Source organism: Hydrogenimonas thermophila (genome assembly GCF_900115615.1).
Classification (GTDB): Bacteria; Campylobacterota; Campylobacteria; order Campylobacterales; family Hydrogenimonadaceae; genus Hydrogenimonas; species Hydrogenimonas thermophila.
This window is the reverse complement of sequence record NZ_FOXB01000023.1, coordinates 1-20,521: the sequence shown is the minus strand read 5'-3', so window position 1 is coordinate 20,521 and position 20,521 is coordinate 1. Positions and strand designations below refer to the sequence as shown.

Genomic DNA, 20,521 nt, shown 5'->3' with positions numbered 1-20,521 from the left:
AAGAGTTAAATGATGGCAAAAGAGAAAGAGAATCAATTTAATGTGCTTATTGTTGATGATGAACGTATGAATATTGAGTTGGCTGCAGCTTTTTTAAAAGAGATGAAAAACATTAAAATAAGCTTTGCTCAGAATGGACAACAGGCAATAAAAGGGATATATGGCCGAAATATTGATTTGGTTCTCCTTGATATAAATATGCCAGGCATAGATGGATTTGAAGTATGTAAACTTTTAAAAGAGGATCCAAAAACTTGTGATATACCAATTATATTTCTTACTGCTCAAAATAGTATTGAGTATATTACAAAAGCTTTTGAAGTTGGAGGGGCAGATTATATAAATAAACCATTCAATGGTGAAGAGTTGAAAGCACGTGTTCGTACACATCTTAAACTTCGAGCAACAATGCAAGAGTTAAAAGATAAACAATCGCGTCTTGCTCAACTCTCTATTACAGATCCTTTAACAAAAGTATATAATTTAGTATATCTTCAGGCAAGATTGAAGCAAGCTATTGAAAATGGTACAGATTTTTGGCTAGTTCATCTTCATGTTACAAGTTTAGAGAAGATAAATACTCTGCTTGGTCACCGTACAGCCGAAGGAATACTTCAAGAAGTATCTAAAATAGTTGTTGATAACTCATACAGATCAGATATAATAGCAAGATTATATGGAGCACATTTTGGAATTTTAGTACCAAATAGAAGGCGTGAAGAGCTTGAAACTATGCTTTTAACACTTTTACGAAATATAAATTCATCTCAAAAACTCTCTAAAAATGCACGTTGTTTGATAGTTGCAAATGCTACTAAACCTTCAGATACACCTTATGCAATTTTGGCTCGTTCTCACACAACACTAAAAAGACACAAAAACAATACTGATTTACCCTTCCTTATTGAGATGTAGCTCTATCTTATTTTGCAGATCCCATAGTTGTGCCATCAGTTTTGTAATCATATTTTTTACTCTATTATTTATTTCATTATGTGAAGATAGCTCTTTTTCAAGCTCTTTGCAGAGAGTAAATGAATTTTCAAATCTCATATTCCCTGTTGCTCCTTTGATTCGATGAATTACATCTTTCAGTGTTTCAATATTTTTAGAGTTAATAGCACTTTCTAAATCTTCTAAAAAAGAATCAACACTTTTTGAAAATTGAGCAAACAGTGTTCTTAAAATTTTTCTATTTTTTAATCCTAATGATTCACCAAGGTGATCATAATCTATATCATCAAACTCTATAGATTCAACTTCTTCTTCTATATTTGTGGTATTTAGAAATTTTTGAAGAACTATATCTAAAGCTTTTGTTTCTATTGGTTTTGAGAGATGATCATTCATTCCAGCTTTCATATATGCTGACTTCTCTTCAGCCATAACATTTGCGGTTAATGCTACAATTGGAGTTTTAAAACCACTTTCTCTAAGTTTTTTTGTTGCTTCAATGCCATCCATCTTAGGCATATTTACATCCATTAGAACTAAATCATACTGATTTCTATTTAGTTCATCAAGAGCTTCTATACCATTTTCTACTATTGTTGCATCAATACCTCTATCTTTAAGTAGTTCTGAAATTAGCATTTGATTGACTGGATTGTCTTCAGCTACAAGAACTTTACCACTATAATTTCCATTATATATATTATCTTCTGAAATTGAAGCTTTTGTAAAATTGTCTCCAAGTCCAGCAGCAAGTAGATCAAAAAGAGTTGAACCTACAACTGGCATTTCAAGTTTATGTATTCTATTATCTTCTGGTGGTTTTATTGAGCTGGAAGATTCAACCCAAATAATTTGAAGACTTGGAAACTGTTCCAAAAGCTTTTGCATATTCTCTTTATCACCTTTTTCAAATGTATCAGGTGTAATAAAAAGAAATGCTGTATCAAAAGGAATATCGTCACAAGATGTTCTTGTGGTCCAAGATATTCCCCAAGCTTCAAGATAATTCTTTATTGTTTCAAACATAATGCAATCTTCAGGAGTGTGCTTACAAAATACTATATTTACACTCTCTTCAATTGATTCAAGAGAACCAATAGACAAAGAAGCGTCATTTATATCAAACCAAATATCAAACCAAAATGTAGATCCTTTTTGTGGTTCTGAGTCTACTTCTATATGTGAACCCATCATCTCAATAAATTTGGCACTGATTGGCAGACCAAGACCAGTTCCACCATACTCTCTGCTAATTGAGTTATCTGCTTGTGAAAAGAGATCGAAAATTTTTGATTTTTGTTCTTCTTTTATACCTATACCGCTATCTTTGACTTCAAAATGTAGTTTAATGCGATTGTCTTCTTTTTTAATAGTTTTAATTAAAACTTCAACTTTGCCATTTTCAGGTGTAAACTTTACAGCATTTCCAATTAAGTTGCTTAAAACCTGTTTTAGTCTCTGAATATCACAAATTATTGTTTTTGGAATAGTTGGATCTATAAATGCAGTATAAGATATATGCTTCTCTCTTGCTTTTGCAGCAAAAATGGCTACAACAGACTCTAACTCTTTACAGATATCTGCAGGAATAGGACTAAGCTCCATTTTGCCACTCTCTATTTTAGAAAGATCTAAAATATCATTTACAATTCCAAGGAGTGTTTTTCCACTTTTGTGAATTATCTCTAAATATCTTCTTATTTGACTGTCAACAGGATGTTTAAGAAGCAGTTCGGTAAATCCTAAGATGCCGTTTAAAGGAGTTCTTATTTCATGGCTCATATTAGCAACAAACATAGATTTGGTATGTTCCATTAACTTTGCCTGAATCAAAGCCTCTTCAAGTGGAGTAATATCGCTTAAATTTACAACAAACCTGCCATCATTTTCTATCTGATTTGCTTTTAGTAGGAAAGTGCGAATTTTCCCATTTTTATCACGCATTTTTACTTTGTGTCTCTCTTCAGGATTTGAAGATACAAATTCCAGCCAATCTTCACGAGCTTTTGGGTATATATAACCTTCCTCTTCAATAAAAAGATCGCAGATACAAGAGTGTTTCTCTTTAAAGTCATCTGTATCTTTAAAATCAAAATATTCAAAAAAACGTTTATTGATAGTTAAAATACCATCATTTTGTGAGACAAATAGTACAATAGAGTCTTGATTATTTAAAATTGCTTGAAGTTCAGCTTCTCTTGCTTCTAACTTCTCTTTATCATGTATCTGCTCTGTAATATCTTTTCTAAGTGCAATGAATTCTGTAATTTCCCCCGAAGTATCAAGAATAGGGTAAATTATTGCATCTACAATATAGTCTGTTCCATCTTTTCTTAAATTTTTTATAATTCCGTGCCAAGGTTTTTTACTTAGTATAGTTTGCCACATTTCTTTAAAAGTCTCTTTTGGAGTATCTGGATGTCGTACTATATTATGGCTTTTTCCTATTAGTTCTTCTCTAGTATAACCGCTTATTTTGCAAAAATTATCATTAATATATGTAATAACACCACGTTTATCTGTTTTAGATACAATCATAGCGTGGTCTACAGCATCTCTATACTGTTTTAGAATATGAAGCTGTGAATTTTGTCCATTTTCTGAGTACTCTTTAATAAATGATAAAACAGCAGTTATTTCTAATTCTAAACATTTGTCTAAATTATCTTTACAATCTGATGAAAAGATTGTTTCAATGCTGTTAAAATCATCTAAACATATAAATGCAATTAATGGTTCTTTCTCTTTTTCTTCTTCAATTGTTGCAAATATTTTTGCATTTGGAAAAGCTTTATGAAGTTTTTCAAGTCTCTTTTTAAGTTTTTTACCATCACTGCTATGCAGATGTATAAGTAGATTTTTACACTCTTTTTTTTGCATATTAGAAACAATATCTTTAAAACGATTTTTTTTATTTATAAAAAAGAGACTTTTCATTGTTTTAACTCCTTAGTGTAGCTATAAGACGTTTTTGCTTTATAAAAAGCAATAGAGCATCAGTTATTGATTTGCAGACTATATCACTTTTCATTAGAGTTGATGTTGCACAACCTTCATCACCTATAACAGCTATAGAGATTGCTGATTCTTGAAGCATTTTTACATCATTATTACCATTTCCGATTGAAGCACAATATTTAGAGCCCAAGGCTTTTATATATTCACCCTTTTCTTGAGTATGATCTGAACTAGAGAGTATTTTAACTGTAATATCAACTGATTCAAGCTCTTTTTTAACAGTTCCAAAAGTGTCTGCAGTAATGACATGTACATTATAATTTTCAGAAAGAAGTTTAAAAATATCTTTTATATCTGGAGCTAATTTACCATCTTTTGCAATTGTACCATTATAATCACATACAATATGTTTTATATTCAATTGCCCATAATTTGGTATTTGTATACTTGCCATTTAAAACCTACTAACTATTTATTTTTAACTCAACCTTATATAAATTATTCACTGAGTTATTATTATTTTAAGCTTTCGATTATACCATATGGAAGTGAAAATTAGATTAGAATTATTTAAATTTACTAATCAGCTCCATATAAGAATATTGGAGCTGGTAGCAAACTTTGATGTATGGTTAGTGCAGATCAGTTTTTTCTAATTTAAAGAAGAATAAGAGTTGCAAGTCCTAAAAAACTGAAAAAACCTACAACATCTGTAACAGTTGTAAGTAAAACAGAAGAACCAACTGCTGGATCTATTCCCAATCCCTTTAGTACCAATGGGATCAGTGCACCAAAAAAACCTGCAAAGAAGAGGTTTATTATCATAGATAGACCAATTACTACGCCAAGCATTGGCATATTAAACCAAAAGTAGGCTATGAGTCCCATAACAACTGCATAAACTAAACCGTTGCCCAAAGAGAGCAGAACCTCTTTTTTTATTACCTGTTTAGCCTCAGTTGGATCAATGTCTCCCAGAGCCAACTGACGTACAGTAACTGTTAGTGACTGAGTACCGGCATTTCCACCCATAGAGGCTACTATAGGCATCAGTACAGCTAAAGCAACAATTGATTGTATTGTTGAATCAAATAATCCAATGACAACAGAAGCTGCTATAGCAGTTATTAAGTTAACTCCCAGCCAAAATGCACGTGTTTTTCCTGCTTTAATGATATTTTCACTCTCTTCAGACTCTTCTTGAACACCAGCCATTCCATAGATTTGATCGGTTGCTTGTTTCTCCATCAAATCATAAATGTCGTCTGCCGTAATACGACCAAGAAGAATCCCCCAATTATCTACAACAGGGATGACGTTCATATTGTAGTTACCAGCAAGCTCAATAACTTTGTCAATAGGATCATTTGGTTTAACTGTGACAGTAAGAGCACCCTCTTTTTCCAAAACATTTCTGTAAACTTCATTAGGTCCTTGCAAAACCAGATCTTCCATAGGCATCATGCCTAAAAAACGGTTTTTATTATCTACAATAAATACATGATATGCATTATCAAGCTCTTCTCTATTTTTTAGCTCTTTAAGGCGTTTTATAGATTCACCTATAGTTTCATCAATATGAGCTTTAAAGAGCTCAGTTTGCATGTAAGCACCAGCTTCATCTTCATCATAGCTGATGAGTGCACGAATGACTTTACTTTCAGCTTCATCTATCTCATTTAGAACCTTTTTTGCTTTGGACTCATCTAACTCTTCAATTTGTTGAACAATATCGGCAGCATCGTCAGTATCCATCTCTTCAATGATATCTGCCAACTCTTTGGCATCTATTGCCTCTAAAGCATCTTCCTGAGCATTTTTTGAAAGCTCTGAGAGTACATCTGCTTTAAGATCTTCAGGGAATGATTTAAGTAGCTCAATATATCTTTCTTTATTTAGCTCACGTACCTCTTCAAGAAGCTCTGCAATCTCATATGCTTGAGCATTCTCATCTATACCTTCCTGAAAAAGTTTTATTCTACGTTCTATATCTACAATTAAATCATCAATCGTTTTATTTGCTTCTCTATCTTTTCTATTATCAGCCACTAATTACCTTCTTGTAACATTTTCTTTCTTTTGTTTGTGATTTTATCTTAAATTGATGAATATTTCATTAATAACGTATATTGATTAGTTAAATCTTTTATAAAATCAAAGGTTATATATAAGTATAATACATTTAATTTGTTTCATTAAGGGTTTTAAATGGTCAAGTTTCAAAGAGATTTTGAGTTTAATATAGATGAAAATATAAGTAATTTAATGGATGAAGCATTTTGTAGAGTTGTAGAAGAGTGTGAAAATGGAGTAGCTGGTTACTATAATCTTCCTGAAGATTCTAAAATGATAGTAACTGAAGTAGAGGCTTTGTCATCATCTGAAACTATAAAAAATAGTGACACAATAGCAGTAATTGGCATAGGAGGCTCTTCACTCGGAGCTAAAGCGATAGATTCTATGTTAAGACACAAATATCCTCAAGCAAAAAGATTGATCTTTTTTGAAAATCCTGACCCTGTAGAAATCTCTAAAAAGTTTGCCTCAATGGATAAAGAGAAGACTATCTTTATTGTTATATCAAAATCTGGTTCTACAATTGAAACTATGTCTCTTTTTAAAGTAGTTATATCGCATTTTAATCTTGATCTAAATGGAGATGATAAAGATCGTCTAATAGCCATAACAGATGAGGGGTCTGTACTTTGCCGCTTTGCAGATAGATATGGAATTAAGGTATATACCATTCCTCACAATGTAGGAGGTCGCTTCTCTGTTTTAAGTGCAGTTGGTATTGTTCCTTTGACTCTTGCTGGTTATGATTGCTGCTCTATTTTAGAGGGTGGAGCAAAAATAGTTCGTCGTTTTTTTAACAGAGAAGAGGATCATATTCTTCTTAAAGCTGCTTTTATTGCAACCAATTGGGAAAAATATAGAATGAATGTTCTTTTTGCATATGCATCATTTCTTGATGATTTTACTAAGTGGTATGTTCAGTTATGGGGAGAATCACTTGGAAAAATAGATAAAAGTGGAAATAGAGTAGGTCTAACTCCTCTAGGACAGATTGGCTCTATAGATCAACACTCCTTTTTGCAACTTATTATTGAAGGACCAATAGATAAAACTGTAACTTTCATAAAGATAGAAGATTTTGAAAATGATATTCTCATTCCGGATATAACGCTTGAGGGTATCCAAAAGTGCGACTTTGTAAATGGACACACATTTAATGAGCTAATCAATGCAGAGTGTGATGCAACTCGTGAAGCAATTGCACAGCAGGGTGTTCCTGTTGATGCAATTATTTTAGATAAATTAAGTGAAACAAACATAGGAGAGTTGATTTTATATTATGAAATTTTAACCTCGCTTACTGGAGCAATACTAAATATAGATACTTACAATCAACCAGGAGTTGAGCTAGGCAAGCGTATTCTTGCAGATAAATTTAAGAAATAACTTTTATGGACCTCTACCCATACACAGTTGCTGAAGAGTTTAGTTGCCAAGTAGCATATTTTTCAATGGAGTTTGCAATTGATCAGGCTCTAAAGACATACTCAGGTGGATTGGGGTTTCTTGCCGGTTCACATATGCGCAGTGCCAATGACAGAAGGCAGAAGCTTATAGGCGTTGGAATGCTCTGGAGTTATGGCTACTATGATCAGAGCAGACACGAAGATAATACGCTTAAAATAGATTATAAACGTAAATTTTACTACTTCTTAGAAGATACTAGCATAAAGGTTGAGGTAACAATAAACTCAAAACCTGTAACTGTTAAAGCCTATCTTCTACCTGCAACTACATTTGACACAGCCCCAGTTATATTTTTAACAACTGACTGCTTTGAAAATGATCATCTATCTAGAACTATTTGCCATAAGCTCTATGATGCAAACGAAGAGACTCGTATAGCTCAAGAGATTGTACTTGGAATAGGTGGTGTTAAAGTTCTTGAGGCTATGGGTGTTGATGTTGATGTTTATCATATGAATGAAGGACACTCTTTACCTCTTGTTTTTGAGTTAATGAAGAGGTATTCAAATCTTGAAAATTTGAAAAAATATGTTGTTTTTACAACACATACTCCAGAGATGGCTGGTAATGAGGAGCATAATGTATATTTGCTTTTTAGAATGGGATTTTTCAACGGTTTCAGTGTAGAAGATATGCAGAAAAAATTGGACTATTATGATGAACACTTCTCTTTGACTGTTGGTGCATTAAAGACATCGAAACGTGCTAATGCTGTTTCAAAGATACATAAAAGTGTTGCAAATGAGATGTGGCAGGATGTTAAAGGCAGGTGTGAAATCATAAGTATTACAAATGCTCAAAATATGCGTTACTGGGCAGATAAACAGTTGATGAGTTGGATGCAAGAGCATGAAGATTATCAGCTTGTAGGGCGAAAAAAGCATTTGAAATATAGACTCTTTGAAGAGGTTGCAGATCAGACAGGTAAACTGTTTGATCCAGATATATTGACAATAGTATGGGCAAGAAGATTTGCCGAGTATAAACGTCCAGGGCTTTTGATTTATGATATGGAGCGTTTTAGAGAGCTTGTTTCAAACAGAGATCGTCCTGTTCAGATCATTTGGGCAGGAAAGCCTTACCCTCTTGACAATAGAGCTGTACATATGTTTAATGATCTCATAATGATGAGTAAAGAGTTTAAAAATGTAGCAATTCTTACAGGATATGAGCTTAGACTCTCTAGACTTCTCAAGCAGGGAAGTGATCTTTGGCTAAATACTCCAAGATGGGGGCGAGAAGCAAGCGGAACCAGTGGAATGACTGCTGGAATTAACGCTTCAATCCACTTTTCTATTGATGATGGATGGCATGCAGAGTTTCAAAAAGATGGAGTAAACTCTTTTACTATTCCTCACTCTGACCCTTCACTTCCAAATGATGAGATCGATAGATTGGACTATCTTACTATGATGCAAAAGTTGGAAAACACTATTATTCCTACCTATTATGAAAATGAGAAAGAGTGGCTTATGATAGCCAAAAATGCTATGAATGACATTTTGGCATATTTTGACTCATCCAGAATGGCTGATGAGTACTATGAAAAGCTATATTTTTAAAAATTAAAAAGTTTTTAAACCAAAACTTTCATATTCACTAAATTTTCGATCTTGAGAAATAAGTGTTATATTGTCATTAATACATTGCCAAATAATTATTCGATCAAATGGATCTTTGTGGGTTTGAACTTTAGGAAGCTTATAAAAACTAGCCATTACCTCTTTTTCAATCTCTAAGGTATCGATCCCCATCTTTTGAGCTACTTTTGGTAATTCATCAGGGGTTAGTCCACTAAGACTAAGTTTACCAAGATTGTATTTGAGAGATATCTCCCAAAATGAAATACTTGCAATAAAAATTTTATTTTGCGGATCTTTTAGTATTTCAAGTTTCTTGGTATTAACTTTTTCTGGATCAAAAACGAGCCATAAAAATATATGAGTATCGATAAGATATTTTTTCATATTCCTAATAACTCTTCATCACTCATCTCAAAATCATCTTTTATAGAAAACCCACCTTTACCTTTGTACAATCCAAACTCCCTTTGATTTTGAATCTCTATATTTTTGTCATAAGGAATTAGCATAGCTACTTTTTCATGTTGTTTACCATATTCGATAATGAATTGTTCACCCTCATTTTTTATACTTTTTAAGACGTCTGAAAAGTGAGACTTCAATTCAGCTACTTGAATAGTTTGCATATTAAACCTCCTTTTTTGGATTATATCTTTTATATGTCAAGTTGTCAACCAAATTAATCTGAAAACTCCTGCACTTTTTCTGCAATAAAAATTTATAATATTTCAGCTGTTAAAAGATTCCATATATTACAATTTATTTGTTATATTTTGTAAAAAAGGAATTATATGTCACTTGCAATAATGTGTTCGGGCGGTGATGCGCCGGGGATGAATCCTGCAATTAAGAGATTCGTAGATTATGTTTATGAAAAAGGTGAAATTCCATACTTTGTATATAACGGGTTGGAGGGCTTAATAGATGGGCAGATAGAGAGGGCTACACATAAAGATGTAGCGGGGATCGTCCATCGTGGTGGTGCGATTATTCGCTCATCAAGATCTAAACGATTTTATGAATATAAGTATAGGAAACAGGCTTATGAAAATCTTGTTAAGAGTGATGTTACTGGTCTTGTTGTTCTTGGCGGTGATGGATCTTTTAGGGCTATGGATCTTATGAGTAGAGAGTTTGACCTCAACTTTGTTGGGATTCCGACAACCATAGATAACGATATATATGGAACAGATATCTGTCTTGGCGTAGATACAGCTTTAAATGTCATACGCGATGCACTGGACAAGATACGCGATACAGCCTCTACATTCAGCCGTGCATTTATTGTTGAGGTAATGGGGCGCGATTGCGGTTATCTTGCCATTGTTTCAGCCATAACCAGCGGTGCTGAGATATGTATAGTTCCTGAAGTAGATTTTAATAAAAGCGTTGTTGAAGAGCATTTAAAAAGAGAGATAGCAAATGGTAGAAACTATATCTTATCTATTGTTGCTGAGGGAACTAAAAAGACAAATGAGATAGCACAGTGGCTCGAAAATAGTGTAGGTATGGAGAGTCGCATAACAGTTTTGGGGCACATCCAAAGAGGTGGAAGCCCAACAGTTTATGATCGAATGCTTGCATTTGAGTTTACTATTCGTGCAGTTGATCATCTGCTTGCAAACACATCTTCCAACAAAGTTGTGGTTATTAAAAATGGTCAATATGGAATGTGTGAAATTAGTGAAGTTGTAGATAATAGATATACTATAAATCCGGAGCTTCTTGGTATGTTGAATAAGTTAGATTAAAAAAAGGAAATCGTAGTGTCCAAAAATATAAAGGCTGTAATGATGGCAGGCGGGTTTGGTACCCGCATTCAACCGTTGACAAACTCTGTCCCTAAACCGATGCTTTCAATAATGAATCTACCAATGATGGAGCATACATTAAATAGACTCATTGAAACAGGCATTGATGATATAGTGATACTTCTTTACTTTAAACCTGAAATAATAAAAGAGTATTTTCAAGATGGCAGTAAGTGGGGAGTAAAGATTCAATATGTAGTTCCTGATGATGACTATGGAACAGCAGGAGCTGTAGGGTTTGGAAGAGAGTTTTTAGATACCACTTTTATGATTGTCAGCGGTGACCTTGTTACAGACTTTGATTTTAGAGAGATTTTGGACTATCACGAAGAGAGAGATTCCAAACTTACTATTACATTGACCTCTGTAGAGAATCCTTTGCAGTTTGGTGTGGTTATAGCAAATGAAGATGGAAAGATAGAGAAGTTTTTGGAAAAACCGAGTTGGGGAGAGGTCTTTAGCGATACTATCAATACAGGAATCTATGTGATAGAGCCGGAGATTCTTGATTATATTCCCGTTGGAGAGAGTTTTGATTTTGCAAAAGATCTCTTTCCTTTACTGATGAGAGAGAGTGTAGATCTTTTAGGCTATAACGCTACAGGGTATTGGCGCGATGTTGGTAATCCTGAGAGTTACCGTGATCTATATGATGATATATCGAATAGAAGGTTAAAGTTTCAAATCTCCGGAAGAAAGATTGAGTATCCTGAAGGAACACTCTATATGACCGGCAACAGTAAAGTTGATGCTAATATAAATATTGTAGATACTGTCGTAATTGGCGATAATGTAACAGTTGGTGAGGGGAGTAGGCTTCATAATGTAGTAGTAGGCGATAATGTAACTTTTGGAAAAGGGTGTCGCTTACGAAACTCAATCTTTTGGGATGATATTTCAGTAGGTAACAGTGTAGTGTTAGATAATGCTGTAATATGTAATGACAATAAAATAGGAGATAGCGTAACGGCAAAAGCTGGTCTGATTCTTGCAGAGGGTTGTGACATTGGAAAACTTGCAACTTTTGAGCAGGATGTTACGGTTTGGCCAGAAAAGGAGATAGAGCCGACCGCTATTGTAAATAATAGTATCGTTTTAGGTACAAAATATAGAAATGCCATTTTTGAGAGCGGAAGCATTGTAGGAAAGAGTAATGTTGAGATAAGCTGTGGAATGGCTTGTAAGATAGCAGAGGCGTTTGGATCTCAATTGCCAATTGGAAGTTGTGTACTTATAGGACGCGATTATGATAAGAGTCCACGTATGATCAAACGGGCATTTGTAGGAGGACTTCTCTCAGCAGGGGTTGATGTGTTGGACTTGCACGCAGTTCCCCCATCTCTGCTTCGTTACAATATTCAGAGTGATGAAAATATTATAGCTGGAGCCTATTTTCGTAAAAGTTTAAGCGATCCTGCCAATATTGAGATCACGCTATATAATGAAGAGGGTCTCAGGCTTGATCACAATAGTGCAAAGAGAATTGAGAAGAGCTTTTTCAAAGAGGATTTTAGAAGAGTTGACTACTCTCAAATTGGTAATATCTATGAGAGAGATTTCTACAGCAAGAGTGAGTACCAAAACTATAAAGATGCTTTAGAGAGTTCAATAGATGGTAAAACTATTAAAAATAGTGGTTTTCGCGTAGCGGTAGATCTGATGTTTGGTATAACTAAAGATTTTTTTCCTCAAATGATTACAAATCTTCAGATCGACAACATTATGTTAAATACATATAAAGATGAGAAAAAGCTTGCCAATATTGAACACTATAAGATGAAATCGAAGAAGGATATCTCTGATATTGTCAAAAATTTGGGTTTAAATATGGGCATACTTATTGATCCGCACGGTCAGTCTCTAACACTTGTTACAGACAGGGGAGAGGTGCTAAATAAGGTAGAAGCTTTGATCGCTGTTTTAGAGTTGATGAATATGGAGGCTGAATTAAAAGAGAGAAAAATGCACGTTTTTCTTCCAACTTGGGCACCTGATCTTATGGATCAACTATTTAAATATCTCATTATAGAGCGTGGAAAGTATGCTAACTTTAAATCAGAAACTCTTAATGAGTTTGATCTTATTGCTACCATAGATGGAAACTACGCTTTTACTGAGTTTGCTCTTCATCGTGACGCTATGTATGCAAGTTTGAAGATTATGGAGCTTTTGGCACGTCATAAGGTTAAACTCTCCAATGTCGCTAAAGAGATGTCTCGCTTTTTTTATGCAACTTACCAAGTTCCCTGTCCACAATCTTTAAAGGGCAAAATTATGCGGAAATTCCTTGAGTATGCCAAAGATAAAAGGAGTTCATCTATAGATGGCGTAAAGATTTGGGAGAGTAAAACAGACTGGGTTTTAATGATTCCTGATCAATATAATGAGCATCTTAATCTCTACATTCAAGCTTTAGATGAAGAGTTGGGTAATCAAATCTATAACAAATATAGCAGACTAATCGGTGATTAAACTTTCACTCTTTTGGCATATGCATCAACCGGATTATCGTAATATATCTGGTGTGATGGTGATGCCCTGGGTCTTTTTGCATTCGATTAAAGACTACTATGATATGCCATATCTTCTCTCAAACTTTCCATCTCTCAAAGCAACTTTTAATCTTACGCCCACATTGATTGAGCAGTTACTGCTTTATGAAAAGTGTGGTTATAAGTGCGATCTCTTTCTCTCTTTATGGAGAAAAGATCCAAGTAAACTCTCTAATTATGAGCGTACTTGGGTAATGAAAATCTGCAATTCACCGCAGTTTGAGACGATGGTAAAGCCCTTTTTTAGATATGCAGAGCTTTATGGTAAAGAGAGTCTTGATGATAGTGAATTTATAGAGCTTGAAGTTCTCTTTATGCTCTCTTGGTGTGGGAATTACCTTAGACAACATAATGAAACTGTAAAGCAGTTGATCAACAAGGGTAAAGATTTCAGCTTGGAAGATAAAGATGAGTTACTTGATGTACTGATGAGTTTTATTCCAACAATTCTACCTTTTTATAAGTTGCTTCAAGAGAGTGGACAAATCTCATTGTCAACAACACCATATTACCACCCGATTTTGCCGCTATTGTTAGAGAAAAAGTTACTTCTATCTGATGCTAAAGAGCAGGTTAAACGTGCAATAGAACTATATAGAGAGGTGTTTGGTAAATCTCCTATAGGGATTTGGCCAGCTGAAGGTGCAGTAGATGAAAAGAGTGTAGCACTATATAAATCTTACGGTATTCGCTGGATTGCTACAGATGAAGAGATTTTGTTTAAATCGTTGGGGAAGAAGAGTGGAAATGAACTCTATAAGTGTCACCATTTTAATGATCTCTTTATCGCATTTAGAGATCGAACGCTTAGCGATTTGATTGCATTTAGCTATCGTTATTGGAGTGCTAAAGATGCGGTAGATAACTTTATTTTACATCTTAGGCAAATTGAGAAAAAAGAGAAAGATCCAAAAGTTTCAGTCATTCTTGATGGAGAAAATAGTTGGGAGTTTTATAAAAAGAGTGGATATGACTTTTTAAGTGAACTATACCGACAGCTTGATGAGGCAGACGATTGTCAAACTGTAACAATGGATGAGTTGGCAAAAGAGAGGCTGGTAAAAAGGCTTAAGCGTCTGCATTCTGGAAGTTGGATAGATGGAAACTTTGATACGTGGGTGGCTCATCCGCAAAAGAGTAGGGCGTGGGAGCTTATTTATAAAACAAAAGAGGATTATCGTTGCCATATTAAAAGAGTTTCAAGCAGAGTACGGAGTGAAATTACCAATCATTTTCTCATAAGCGAATCTTCCGATTGGTTCTGGTGGTATGGCAATGAACACCATAATGAGTATGCCAAAGAGTTTGATCAACTATTTCGTAACCATTTGATAGAGATTTACAAATTGATGGATGTGACACCGCCGTCTGAACTCTTTTTCCCAATTACAGAGTTGAAGTGAGTTAGTTTATGAGAAAAGAGAGTATTGCTCTACTGTTTGGCGTACATATGCATCAACCGGTTGACAACTTTAAAGAGACAATAGATCGTGCAGTTAAAACCTGCTATACACCATTTTTTGCACTGATGCGTAAGTTTCCGGAATTTCGTTTTAGTGTTCATTGTAGCGGGTGGCTTCTTGAAACCATTGAGCAAAACTATCCTAAACTCTTTGCCGATATGCAGTGGCTTGCAAAAGAGGGGAGTATTGAGCTTTTTACGGCTGGATTTTATGAGCCGATTCTTAGTGCTATACCATCAAAAGATCGAGTTGCTCAAATTAAAAGGCTCAATCGTAGTATTAAACATTTCTTTAAACAAAAACCGCAAGGGTTATGGCTTACCGAGCGGATCTGGGAGGCGGGACTTATTCCCGATCTTGTTAAATCTAATATCAAATATAGCATTGTAGATGATTACCACTTTATCTCAGCAGGGTTTGATAAAGATCGTTTGGATGGTTACTACAATACAGAAGAGAGCGGAGAGTCGATTGCACTATTTCCTATCTCTCAAGAACTACGTTATGCACTGCCCTTTAAACCGGTAGATGAAGCGATAAGAGCAATTAAGAGCAGTGTTAATTCACCTGGCGGTTCAGCAATTATCTTTGATGATGTTGAAAAGTTTGGATTGTGGCGAAAGACGCATCACTGGGTATATGAGCAAGGTTGGCTTGAAGAGTTTATAGATGCGATTTTGAGTGATGAGTCGATTAATACAATGCATTTTGGCGAATATTTTCATTCGCACCGTCCAAAAGGGATCGCCTATCTTCCAAATGTCTCATATTATGAGATGGGAGAGTGGAGTTTGAAGGCAAGTGATGCTTTGCAATTGAAGGCTTTAAAAGAGCAGATATCTGATCAAGATGCGGTAAAGTTTCTAAAAGGTGGAGTTTGGAAAAACTTCTTTGTAAAGTATGAAGAGTCAAATCGGCTACATAAACGTATGATCGAGATCTCTAAAGTTCGTACAAAAAAGTCTGACTTTCTTGAAAACCTATATGCACTTCAAACCAATGATCTCTTTTGGCATGGTATTTTTGGTGGTATCTATCTGCCCCATCTGCGCGATAATGCCTACCGCTACCTTATAAATTGCGAAAATATACGATATGCCAAAAAGGTTGCTATAGAGTGTGCAGACATCGATCTTAACGGTTATGATGAGGTCAAGATGGTGCAGAAAGAGGTGATAATGAGGTTTGATAGTCGTTATGGCGGTCAATTGATCGAGTTTGACGACAGAAAGAGTGCATTTAACTTTCAAAATGTTTTGACACGTCGCAAAGAGGCGTATCATAAAAAGATTCTTGAATCTGAAAGTGGTGATCATAGTGGTGACGGCACTTTAAATATTCATAACAGTTTAGATAAGGTTGAAGAGGATCTAAAAGATGCATTAGTTTATGACTGGTATCTTAAAAACTCTTTTATAGATCATATAAGCGATCATACACTTGATTTAAAGAGTTTCATAGAGTGCAGTTTTAGGGAGTTTTCCGATTTTACCAATCAACCATTTGATGTAAAGATAGGCAAAAAGAGGCTACTCTTTGAGCGTTATGGTGCTATTTTCGATAATCAAACCTATCCATCTCATCTGAAAAAGAGTTATAGACCGTTAGATAACGGAGTTGACTTTAAAATAGAGCTTAAAAGCGAAAGCCCACATATTTATGAGTACGGTCTTGAACTAAATCTCCATTTTGCCAATTTGAAAGATGTTTATCTCAACCAAAAAGTTATAGGCGACGGTATAAGATGCAATGAGTTAAAAGAGTTTACTCTAAGCGATCCATATACTAAGCGTAATATAATATTTTCACTTGATCACTTTTTCTCACTATTTGCCCTACCACTTAAAACTCTTTCTCAAAGTGAAGATGGGTATGAGCTAATGACGCAAGGAGTCAGTTTAATGGTAATTGTACCATTTAAAGAGCAGTTGAGGTTAAAGGGTAGTTTAGAGGTTGTTAAGTAGTTATATTTTTATAGAGACATAATAACTCATTTTAAACCTTCCATCATCTTCCAAGAAACCGTTTCTTTGATAGATAGCATAAGATGGTTTTGGCGTTGTTTCATAACCATTTTTTGGGAACCACTCATTATAAACCCAGTGAATAAATTTTAAATCGTCGCCATAGCACCCTTCAATATCAAATTTAGCATATACGCCGTCGGCAATTTTAAATTGTGGTAGTTGAGTATTTTCTATAACTCTGTTTGTAGCTATGCAGGCAACATATTGGCAATGATCTAAAGGTTTGATAGTTGGATTGTCATGGTAAAGTCCAATTTGCTGATAGTTTTCAATGCCATTTGAAAGAACGAACGCTTGAAGTTTTTGCCAACTCTGTTTAATAGATCGATTATATCCATTATGGCGAATATAGTAACTTCTAATTTCAGGCTGTTTTACAATCTTAGGCTCAATCGTTGAAAAGTCTGCATCAGAGTGTACCGCTTCGACAGATTGCATCAATATATTGTGAGAATATCTCTTATATCCGCCTAAACGCCACTGAGTAGGTGTCATTAAAAAACGTTGTTTGAATGCTTTTATAAATGAGGTTTGAGATGTATATCCGCACTGATTTGCGATGTATGATATGGTAGAGAGACGATTTACCAGTAACAGATTTGCAGCTTTTTCAAGACGTATAAATTTTATAGTTTCATAGATATTTCTGCCAAAAACCTCTTTAAAAATTCTTTGCATATGAAATCTGCTTACATGCACCATACTGCTTAACTCTTCTATATCGATATTTAGGTCAATATGAGTATAGATGTAATACATTATATCATTAGCTATTTTAATATTTCGCTCTTGTGTTTCTCTTTTCATATTTTCATTATAGCAAAAATAGATAACTATATTGGCATTTTTAGAATATATTTTAAGCATTTTTAGATGAGAAATAGAGATTGCTATTCACCTATAATTGTCGTAAATCTTTTTCAAAGGAAGTATGATGAAAAGAAGAGAGATTAAAAAAATTCTCATAGCTAACCGTGGCGAAATAGCTATGCGTATTATTCGAGCCTGTAAAGAGCTTGGAAAAAAGAGTGTTGCAATATTTTCAGAGGTAGATATTGACGGAGTATGGATAAGAAAGGCAGATGAGTGTTACCCTATACTTGGTGATCCTATTCAAGCATATCTTGATGCAGAAAAAATTATCTCTTTGGCAAAAAAGAGTGGATGCGATGCAATTCATCCTGGGTATGGATTTTTATCAGAGAGTGCAGAGTTTGCGCAGATGTGTGAAGAAAATGGCATCATATTCATTGGTCCAAAACCAGAACATATTGCACTCTTTGGAGATAAAACAGCATCAAAAAAGGCGATGAAAGAGGTTGGTGTTCCTGTTATAGAAGGAACTGAAGAGCCAATAAATAGTCTTGAAGAGGGACTTAAAGCGGCTAAAGAGATTGGCTTTCCTGTTATTATAAAAGCGGCATTTGGAGGCGGTGGGCGAGGTATGCGCATCGTACTTGAAGAGAAGGATTTTAAAGAACTGTTTGAGTCTGCTGTAAATGAAGCAAAAAAGTTTTTTGGTAAAGGTGATGTTTTTATTGAGAAGTATGTCAATAATCCTCGCCATATAGAGATTCAAATTATCGCTGACAAATATGGTAATGTCGTACATTTACGCGAACGTGACTGCTCAATACAGCGTCGTCATCAAAAAGTAATTGAGATTGCTCCAAGCCCAAGATTAAGCGATGAAGTAAGACGTGAACTTTATAGAATTGCTACAAAAGCAATGTTTCGTTTAGGTTATGAGAGTGTAGGAACAATGGAGTTTTTGCTTGATGATAAAGATAATATCTATTTTATTGAGATGAATACCAGAGTTCAAGTAGAACATCCTGTTACTGAAATGATCAGTGGTATAGATATTATTCAAAGAATGATAGAGATTGCAGAGGGTGATAAACTTATTTTTTTACAAGAGGAGTTGAATTTTAGAGGATACTCTATAGAGTTTCGCATCAATGCAGAAGATCCCAATAATGGTTTTTTCCCTTCATTCGGTAAAATAAAAAAGTTTTTAGCACCTGGTGGTCCTGGTGTGAGAATGGATATTGGAGTCTATACAGGTTATACTATCAATCCTTGCTACGACTCTATGATAGGCAAGCTTATTGTTTGGGCATTAGATTGGAAAGGTGCAGTTAACAAGGCAAGACGCGCATTAGATGAATTCTATATTGAAGGAGTTAAAACAAATATTCCATTACATAGAGAGATAGTCAGAGACAAAGACTTTATTGCAAGGCGGTTTGATACATCTTATCTTAACAACAAACTTGAAACTTTTAACCTTCAAGCAGTAAACTGTCTATTGGAGGAGGAGAAAAAAATTGATGAAATTACAAAGATGATAGAGAAAATAAAGAGTAGTAAACTTAATGTAAGAGTTTAATTAACTGCTTATGGATATAAGCATTAATTATTTTTATTGAAATATATTTTAAAAATAGTTCCTTTTGCAACTTCACTCTCTATATTGATTTTTGCATTATGCAATTTTACAATCCACTGAACAATGGAGAGTCCAAGTCCTTGTCCTTGGACTCTTTTCTCATTGGTTGATTCTATGCGAAAAAATGGATCAAAAATTTTGTCTATATGATCATATGGTATGCCATATCCACTATCTTTAATCATTAAAATTGTGTCACTACTATTGTTTAGAGTGATTTCTATATTGGTATTAGGGGGAGAGTATTTTATGGCATTATCTATTATATTGGCGATAGCTCTTTTTAGAAGTGTCGGTTCTCCAACAATAGTTACAGACTCTAACTCTTTTATTACAATATTAATTGATTGTTCATTAGCATTTTGACGCTTCTCTTCTACTGCTTCAAGAATAAGAGTATCTAGAGATAGTGGTAACATACGCTTTTTTAGAGCTTTTGTATCTGATTTACTTAGCAATAACAGTGTCTCTATAATTGATTGAATAGTCTTTGTCTCTTCTAAAATAGTTTGTAAAACTGTTTTATACTCTTTGATGGAGCGATCTTTTAAAAGAGCTACTTCAATCTCTCCGCGAATAATAGTGAGTGGTGTTTTGAGTTCGTGGGATACATTTACATTAAAACGGTTAATTTTATCAAAATTTTTTTCAAGCCGTTCAAGCATTGTATTGAATGTTTTGGCAAGTTGATAAAACTCATCTTCTCTATCTGGCAGTGGAACCCGTTTTGAAAGATTGCTTTTGGAGATGGTTTGTGCTGTTTGAGTTATTGTGCGTACTGGAGATAGAACACGCGTAATTACTCTATAACCTAAAATAAGTGCAATCACATACAGAAGTAAACCTGCAAACAGTAACCAGCCAATAAATATCTCTATTGTATCATCAATCTTTTCAATAGGTGTTGCAATGACAATTTTGTATCTTTTATTATTGACAGTTACTTGATTGACCAGAACTGCTACTTCATCTTCTTGACTGATAAACGGTATCTCTATCTCTTGAAATCCAATATCTAACTCTTTTGGAAAGTGGAGATTTTCCATATTTTTTGTATATAAAACAGGCTTGTTTTCATTGTTTGTCTCTCCTATAATACATTTATAACTTCTCATCACTCAAAAGAGGATGAAAAAGTTATAAAAGTTGTGTTAGCATAAAGACAGTTGTGTTAGCTG

The 20,521-nt window shown here is 34.4% G+C and carries 15 protein-coding genes; 8 read left to right on the top strand and 7 right to left on the bottom strand.

Translation table 11 applies throughout. From position 1 onward, the window contains the following. Positions 1-9: 9 nt before the first annotated feature. Positions 10-915: a response regulator gene (locus BM227_RS07895; protein ID WP_092912757.1), complete on the top strand. Its 906-nt coding sequence runs from the start codon at positions 10-12 to the stop codon at positions 913-915. On the opposite strand, the gene BM227_RS07890 is transcribed toward BM227_RS07895, so the two are convergent. From BM227_RS07890 to mgtE, 3 genes are all read right to left on the bottom strand, one after another. Further along, on the bottom strand, positions 892-3,891 hold the full coding sequence (locus BM227_RS07890; protein WP_092912756.1) for a response regulator: 3,000 nt from the start codon (positions 3,889-3,891) through the stop codon (positions 892-894). The two genes, BM227_RS07895 and BM227_RS07890, sit on opposite strands and share 24 nt — an antisense overlap. A gap of 4 nt (positions 3,892-3,895) precedes the next feature. After that, positions 3,896-4,366 (bottom strand): HAD family hydrolase, encoded by a 471-nt coding sequence (locus tag BM227_RS07885; protein ID WP_092912755.1) that lies wholly within the window; start codon positions 4,364-4,366, stop codon positions 3,896-3,898. 203 nt (positions 4,367-4,569) lie between these two features. Continuing rightward, on the bottom strand, positions 4,570-5,961 hold the full coding sequence (gene mgtE, locus BM227_RS07880; protein WP_245757041.1) for a magnesium transporter: 1,392 nt from the start codon (positions 5,959-5,961) through the stop codon (positions 4,570-4,572). A 159-nt stretch (positions 5,962-6,120) separates the two neighbouring features. On the opposite strand from mgtE, the gene BM227_RS07875 reads away from it, so the two are divergent. Continuing rightward, positions 6,121-7,374, top strand: coding sequence for a glucose-6-phosphate isomerase (locus BM227_RS07875; protein ID WP_092912754.1), 1,254 nt, complete (start codon positions 6,121-6,123; stop codon positions 7,372-7,374). A gap of 5 nt (positions 7,375-7,379) precedes the next feature. Beyond that, positions 7,380-9,017 (top strand): alpha-glucan family phosphorylase, encoded by a 1,638-nt coding sequence (gene glgP, locus BM227_RS07870; protein ID WP_092912753.1) that lies wholly within the window; start codon positions 7,380-7,382, stop codon positions 9,015-9,017. A 3-nt stretch (positions 9,018-9,020) separates the two neighbouring features. Here the strand turns inward: glgP and BM227_RS07865 are convergent, their stop codons facing one another. Both BM227_RS07865 and BM227_RS07860 read right to left on the bottom strand, forming a co-directional pair. Next, positions 9,021-9,422, bottom strand: a complete 402-nt coding sequence (locus BM227_RS07865; RefSeq protein WP_092912752.1) for a type II toxin-antitoxin system VapC family toxin — start codon at positions 9,420-9,422, stop codon at positions 9,021-9,023. Continuing rightward, positions 9,419-9,664 carry a type II toxin-antitoxin system Phd/YefM family antitoxin gene (locus BM227_RS07860; protein ID WP_092912751.1) on the bottom strand — a complete coding sequence of 82 codons (246 nt, stop codon included), beginning with the start codon at positions 9,662-9,664 and terminating at the stop codon, positions 9,419-9,421. Before BM227_RS07860 ends, BM227_RS07865 begins: the two co-directional genes overlap by 4 nt. Before the next feature lie 165 nt (positions 9,665-9,829). Here BM227_RS07860 and BM227_RS07855 point away from each other — a divergent pair, with 165 nt between their 5' ends. Genes BM227_RS07855 through BM227_RS07840 form a run of 4 tightly spaced genes read left to right on the top strand, consistent with a single transcriptional unit; the run spans position 9,830 to position 16,828 of the window. Continuing rightward, positions 9,830-10,789: a 6-phosphofructokinase gene (locus tag BM227_RS07855; RefSeq protein WP_092912750.1), complete on the top strand. Its 960-nt coding sequence runs from the start codon at positions 9,830-9,832 to the stop codon at positions 10,787-10,789. Between the two features lie 15 nt (positions 10,790-10,804). Continuing rightward, positions 10,805-13,321 (top strand): sugar phosphate nucleotidyltransferase, encoded by a 2,517-nt coding sequence (locus BM227_RS07850; protein ID WP_245757040.1) that lies wholly within the window; start codon positions 10,805-10,807, stop codon positions 13,319-13,321. Then, positions 13,314-14,804, top strand: coding sequence for a glycoside hydrolase family 57 protein (locus BM227_RS07845; RefSeq protein ID WP_092912749.1), 1,491 nt, complete (start codon positions 13,314-13,316; stop codon positions 14,802-14,804). The genes BM227_RS07850 and BM227_RS07845 overlap by 8 nt, the downstream gene beginning before the upstream one ends. Positions 14,805-14,812: 8 nt before the next feature. Continuing rightward, complete coding sequence (locus BM227_RS07840; RefSeq protein ID WP_092912748.1) at positions 14,813-16,828, top strand: alpha-amylase/4-alpha-glucanotransferase domain-containing protein; 2,016 nt, start codon at positions 14,813-14,815, stop codon at positions 16,826-16,828. Here the strand turns inward: BM227_RS07840 and BM227_RS07835 are convergent, their stop codons facing one another. Then, on the bottom strand, positions 16,829-17,698 hold the full coding sequence (locus BM227_RS07835; protein ID WP_092912771.1) for an AraC family transcriptional regulator: 870 nt from the start codon (positions 17,696-17,698) through the stop codon (positions 16,829-16,831). It lies immediately after the preceding gene. Between the two features lie 127 nt (positions 17,699-17,825). Here BM227_RS07835 and BM227_RS07830 point away from each other — a divergent pair, with 127 nt between their 5' ends. Further along, the gene (locus BM227_RS07830) at positions 17,826-19,283 is read left to right on the top strand and encodes an acetyl-CoA carboxylase biotin carboxylase subunit (protein ID WP_092912747.1); all 1,458 of its coding nucleotides are present in this window, start codon (positions 17,826-17,828) and stop codon (positions 19,281-19,283) included. A 23-nt stretch (positions 19,284-19,306) separates the two neighbouring features. On the opposite strand, the gene BM227_RS07825 is transcribed toward BM227_RS07830, so the two are convergent. Next, complete coding sequence (locus BM227_RS07825; protein WP_218147930.1) at positions 19,307-20,389, bottom strand: sensor histidine kinase; 1,083 nt, start codon at positions 20,387-20,389, stop codon at positions 19,307-19,309. Between the last annotated feature and the right edge of the window lie 132 nt (positions 20,390-20,521).

What these genes read in the sequence shown, in the direction of transcription:
- BM227_RS07895 (WP_092912757.1), top strand. Translation starts at nt 10, where the DNA reads ATGATGGCAAAAGAGAAAGAGAATCAATTTAATGTGCTTATTGTTGAT.
- BM227_RS07890 (WP_092912756.1), bottom strand. Translation starts at nt 3,891, where the DNA reads ATGAAAAGTCTCTTTTTTATAAATAAAAAAAATCGTTTTAAAGATATT.
- BM227_RS07885 (WP_092912755.1), bottom strand. Translation starts at nt 4,366, where the DNA reads ATGGCAAGTATACAAATACCAAATTATGGGCAATTGAATATAAAACAT.
- BM227_RS07875 (WP_092912754.1), top strand. Translation starts at nt 6,121, where the DNA reads ATGGTCAAGTTTCAAAGAGATTTTGAGTTTAATATAGATGAAAATATA.
- glgP (WP_092912753.1), top strand. Translation starts at nt 7,380, where the DNA reads ATGGACCTCTACCCATACACAGTTGCTGAAGAGTTTAGTTGCCAAGTA.
- BM227_RS07865 (WP_092912752.1), bottom strand. Translation starts at nt 9,422, where the DNA reads ATGAAAAAATATCTTATCGATACTCATATATTTTTATGGCTCGTTTTT.
- BM227_RS07860 (WP_092912751.1), bottom strand. Translation starts at nt 9,664, where the DNA reads ATGCAAACTATTCAAGTAGCTGAATTGAAGTCTCACTTTTCAGACGTC.
- BM227_RS07855 (WP_092912750.1), top strand. Translation starts at nt 9,830, where the DNA reads ATGTCACTTGCAATAATGTGTTCGGGCGGTGATGCGCCGGGGATGAAT.
- BM227_RS07840 (WP_092912748.1), top strand. Translation starts at nt 14,813, where the DNA reads ATGAGAAAAGAGAGTATTGCTCTACTGTTTGGCGTACATATGCATCAA.
- BM227_RS07835 (WP_092912771.1), bottom strand. Translation starts at nt 17,698, where the DNA reads ATGAAAAGAGAAACACAAGAGCGAAATATTAAAATAGCTAATGATATA.
- BM227_RS07830 (WP_092912747.1), top strand. Translation starts at nt 17,826, where the DNA reads ATGAAAAGAAGAGAGATTAAAAAAATTCTCATAGCTAACCGTGGCGAA.
- BM227_RS07825 (WP_218147930.1), bottom strand. Translation starts at nt 20,389, where the DNA reads ATGGAAAATCTCCACTTTCCAAAAGAGTTAGATATTGGATTTCAAGAG.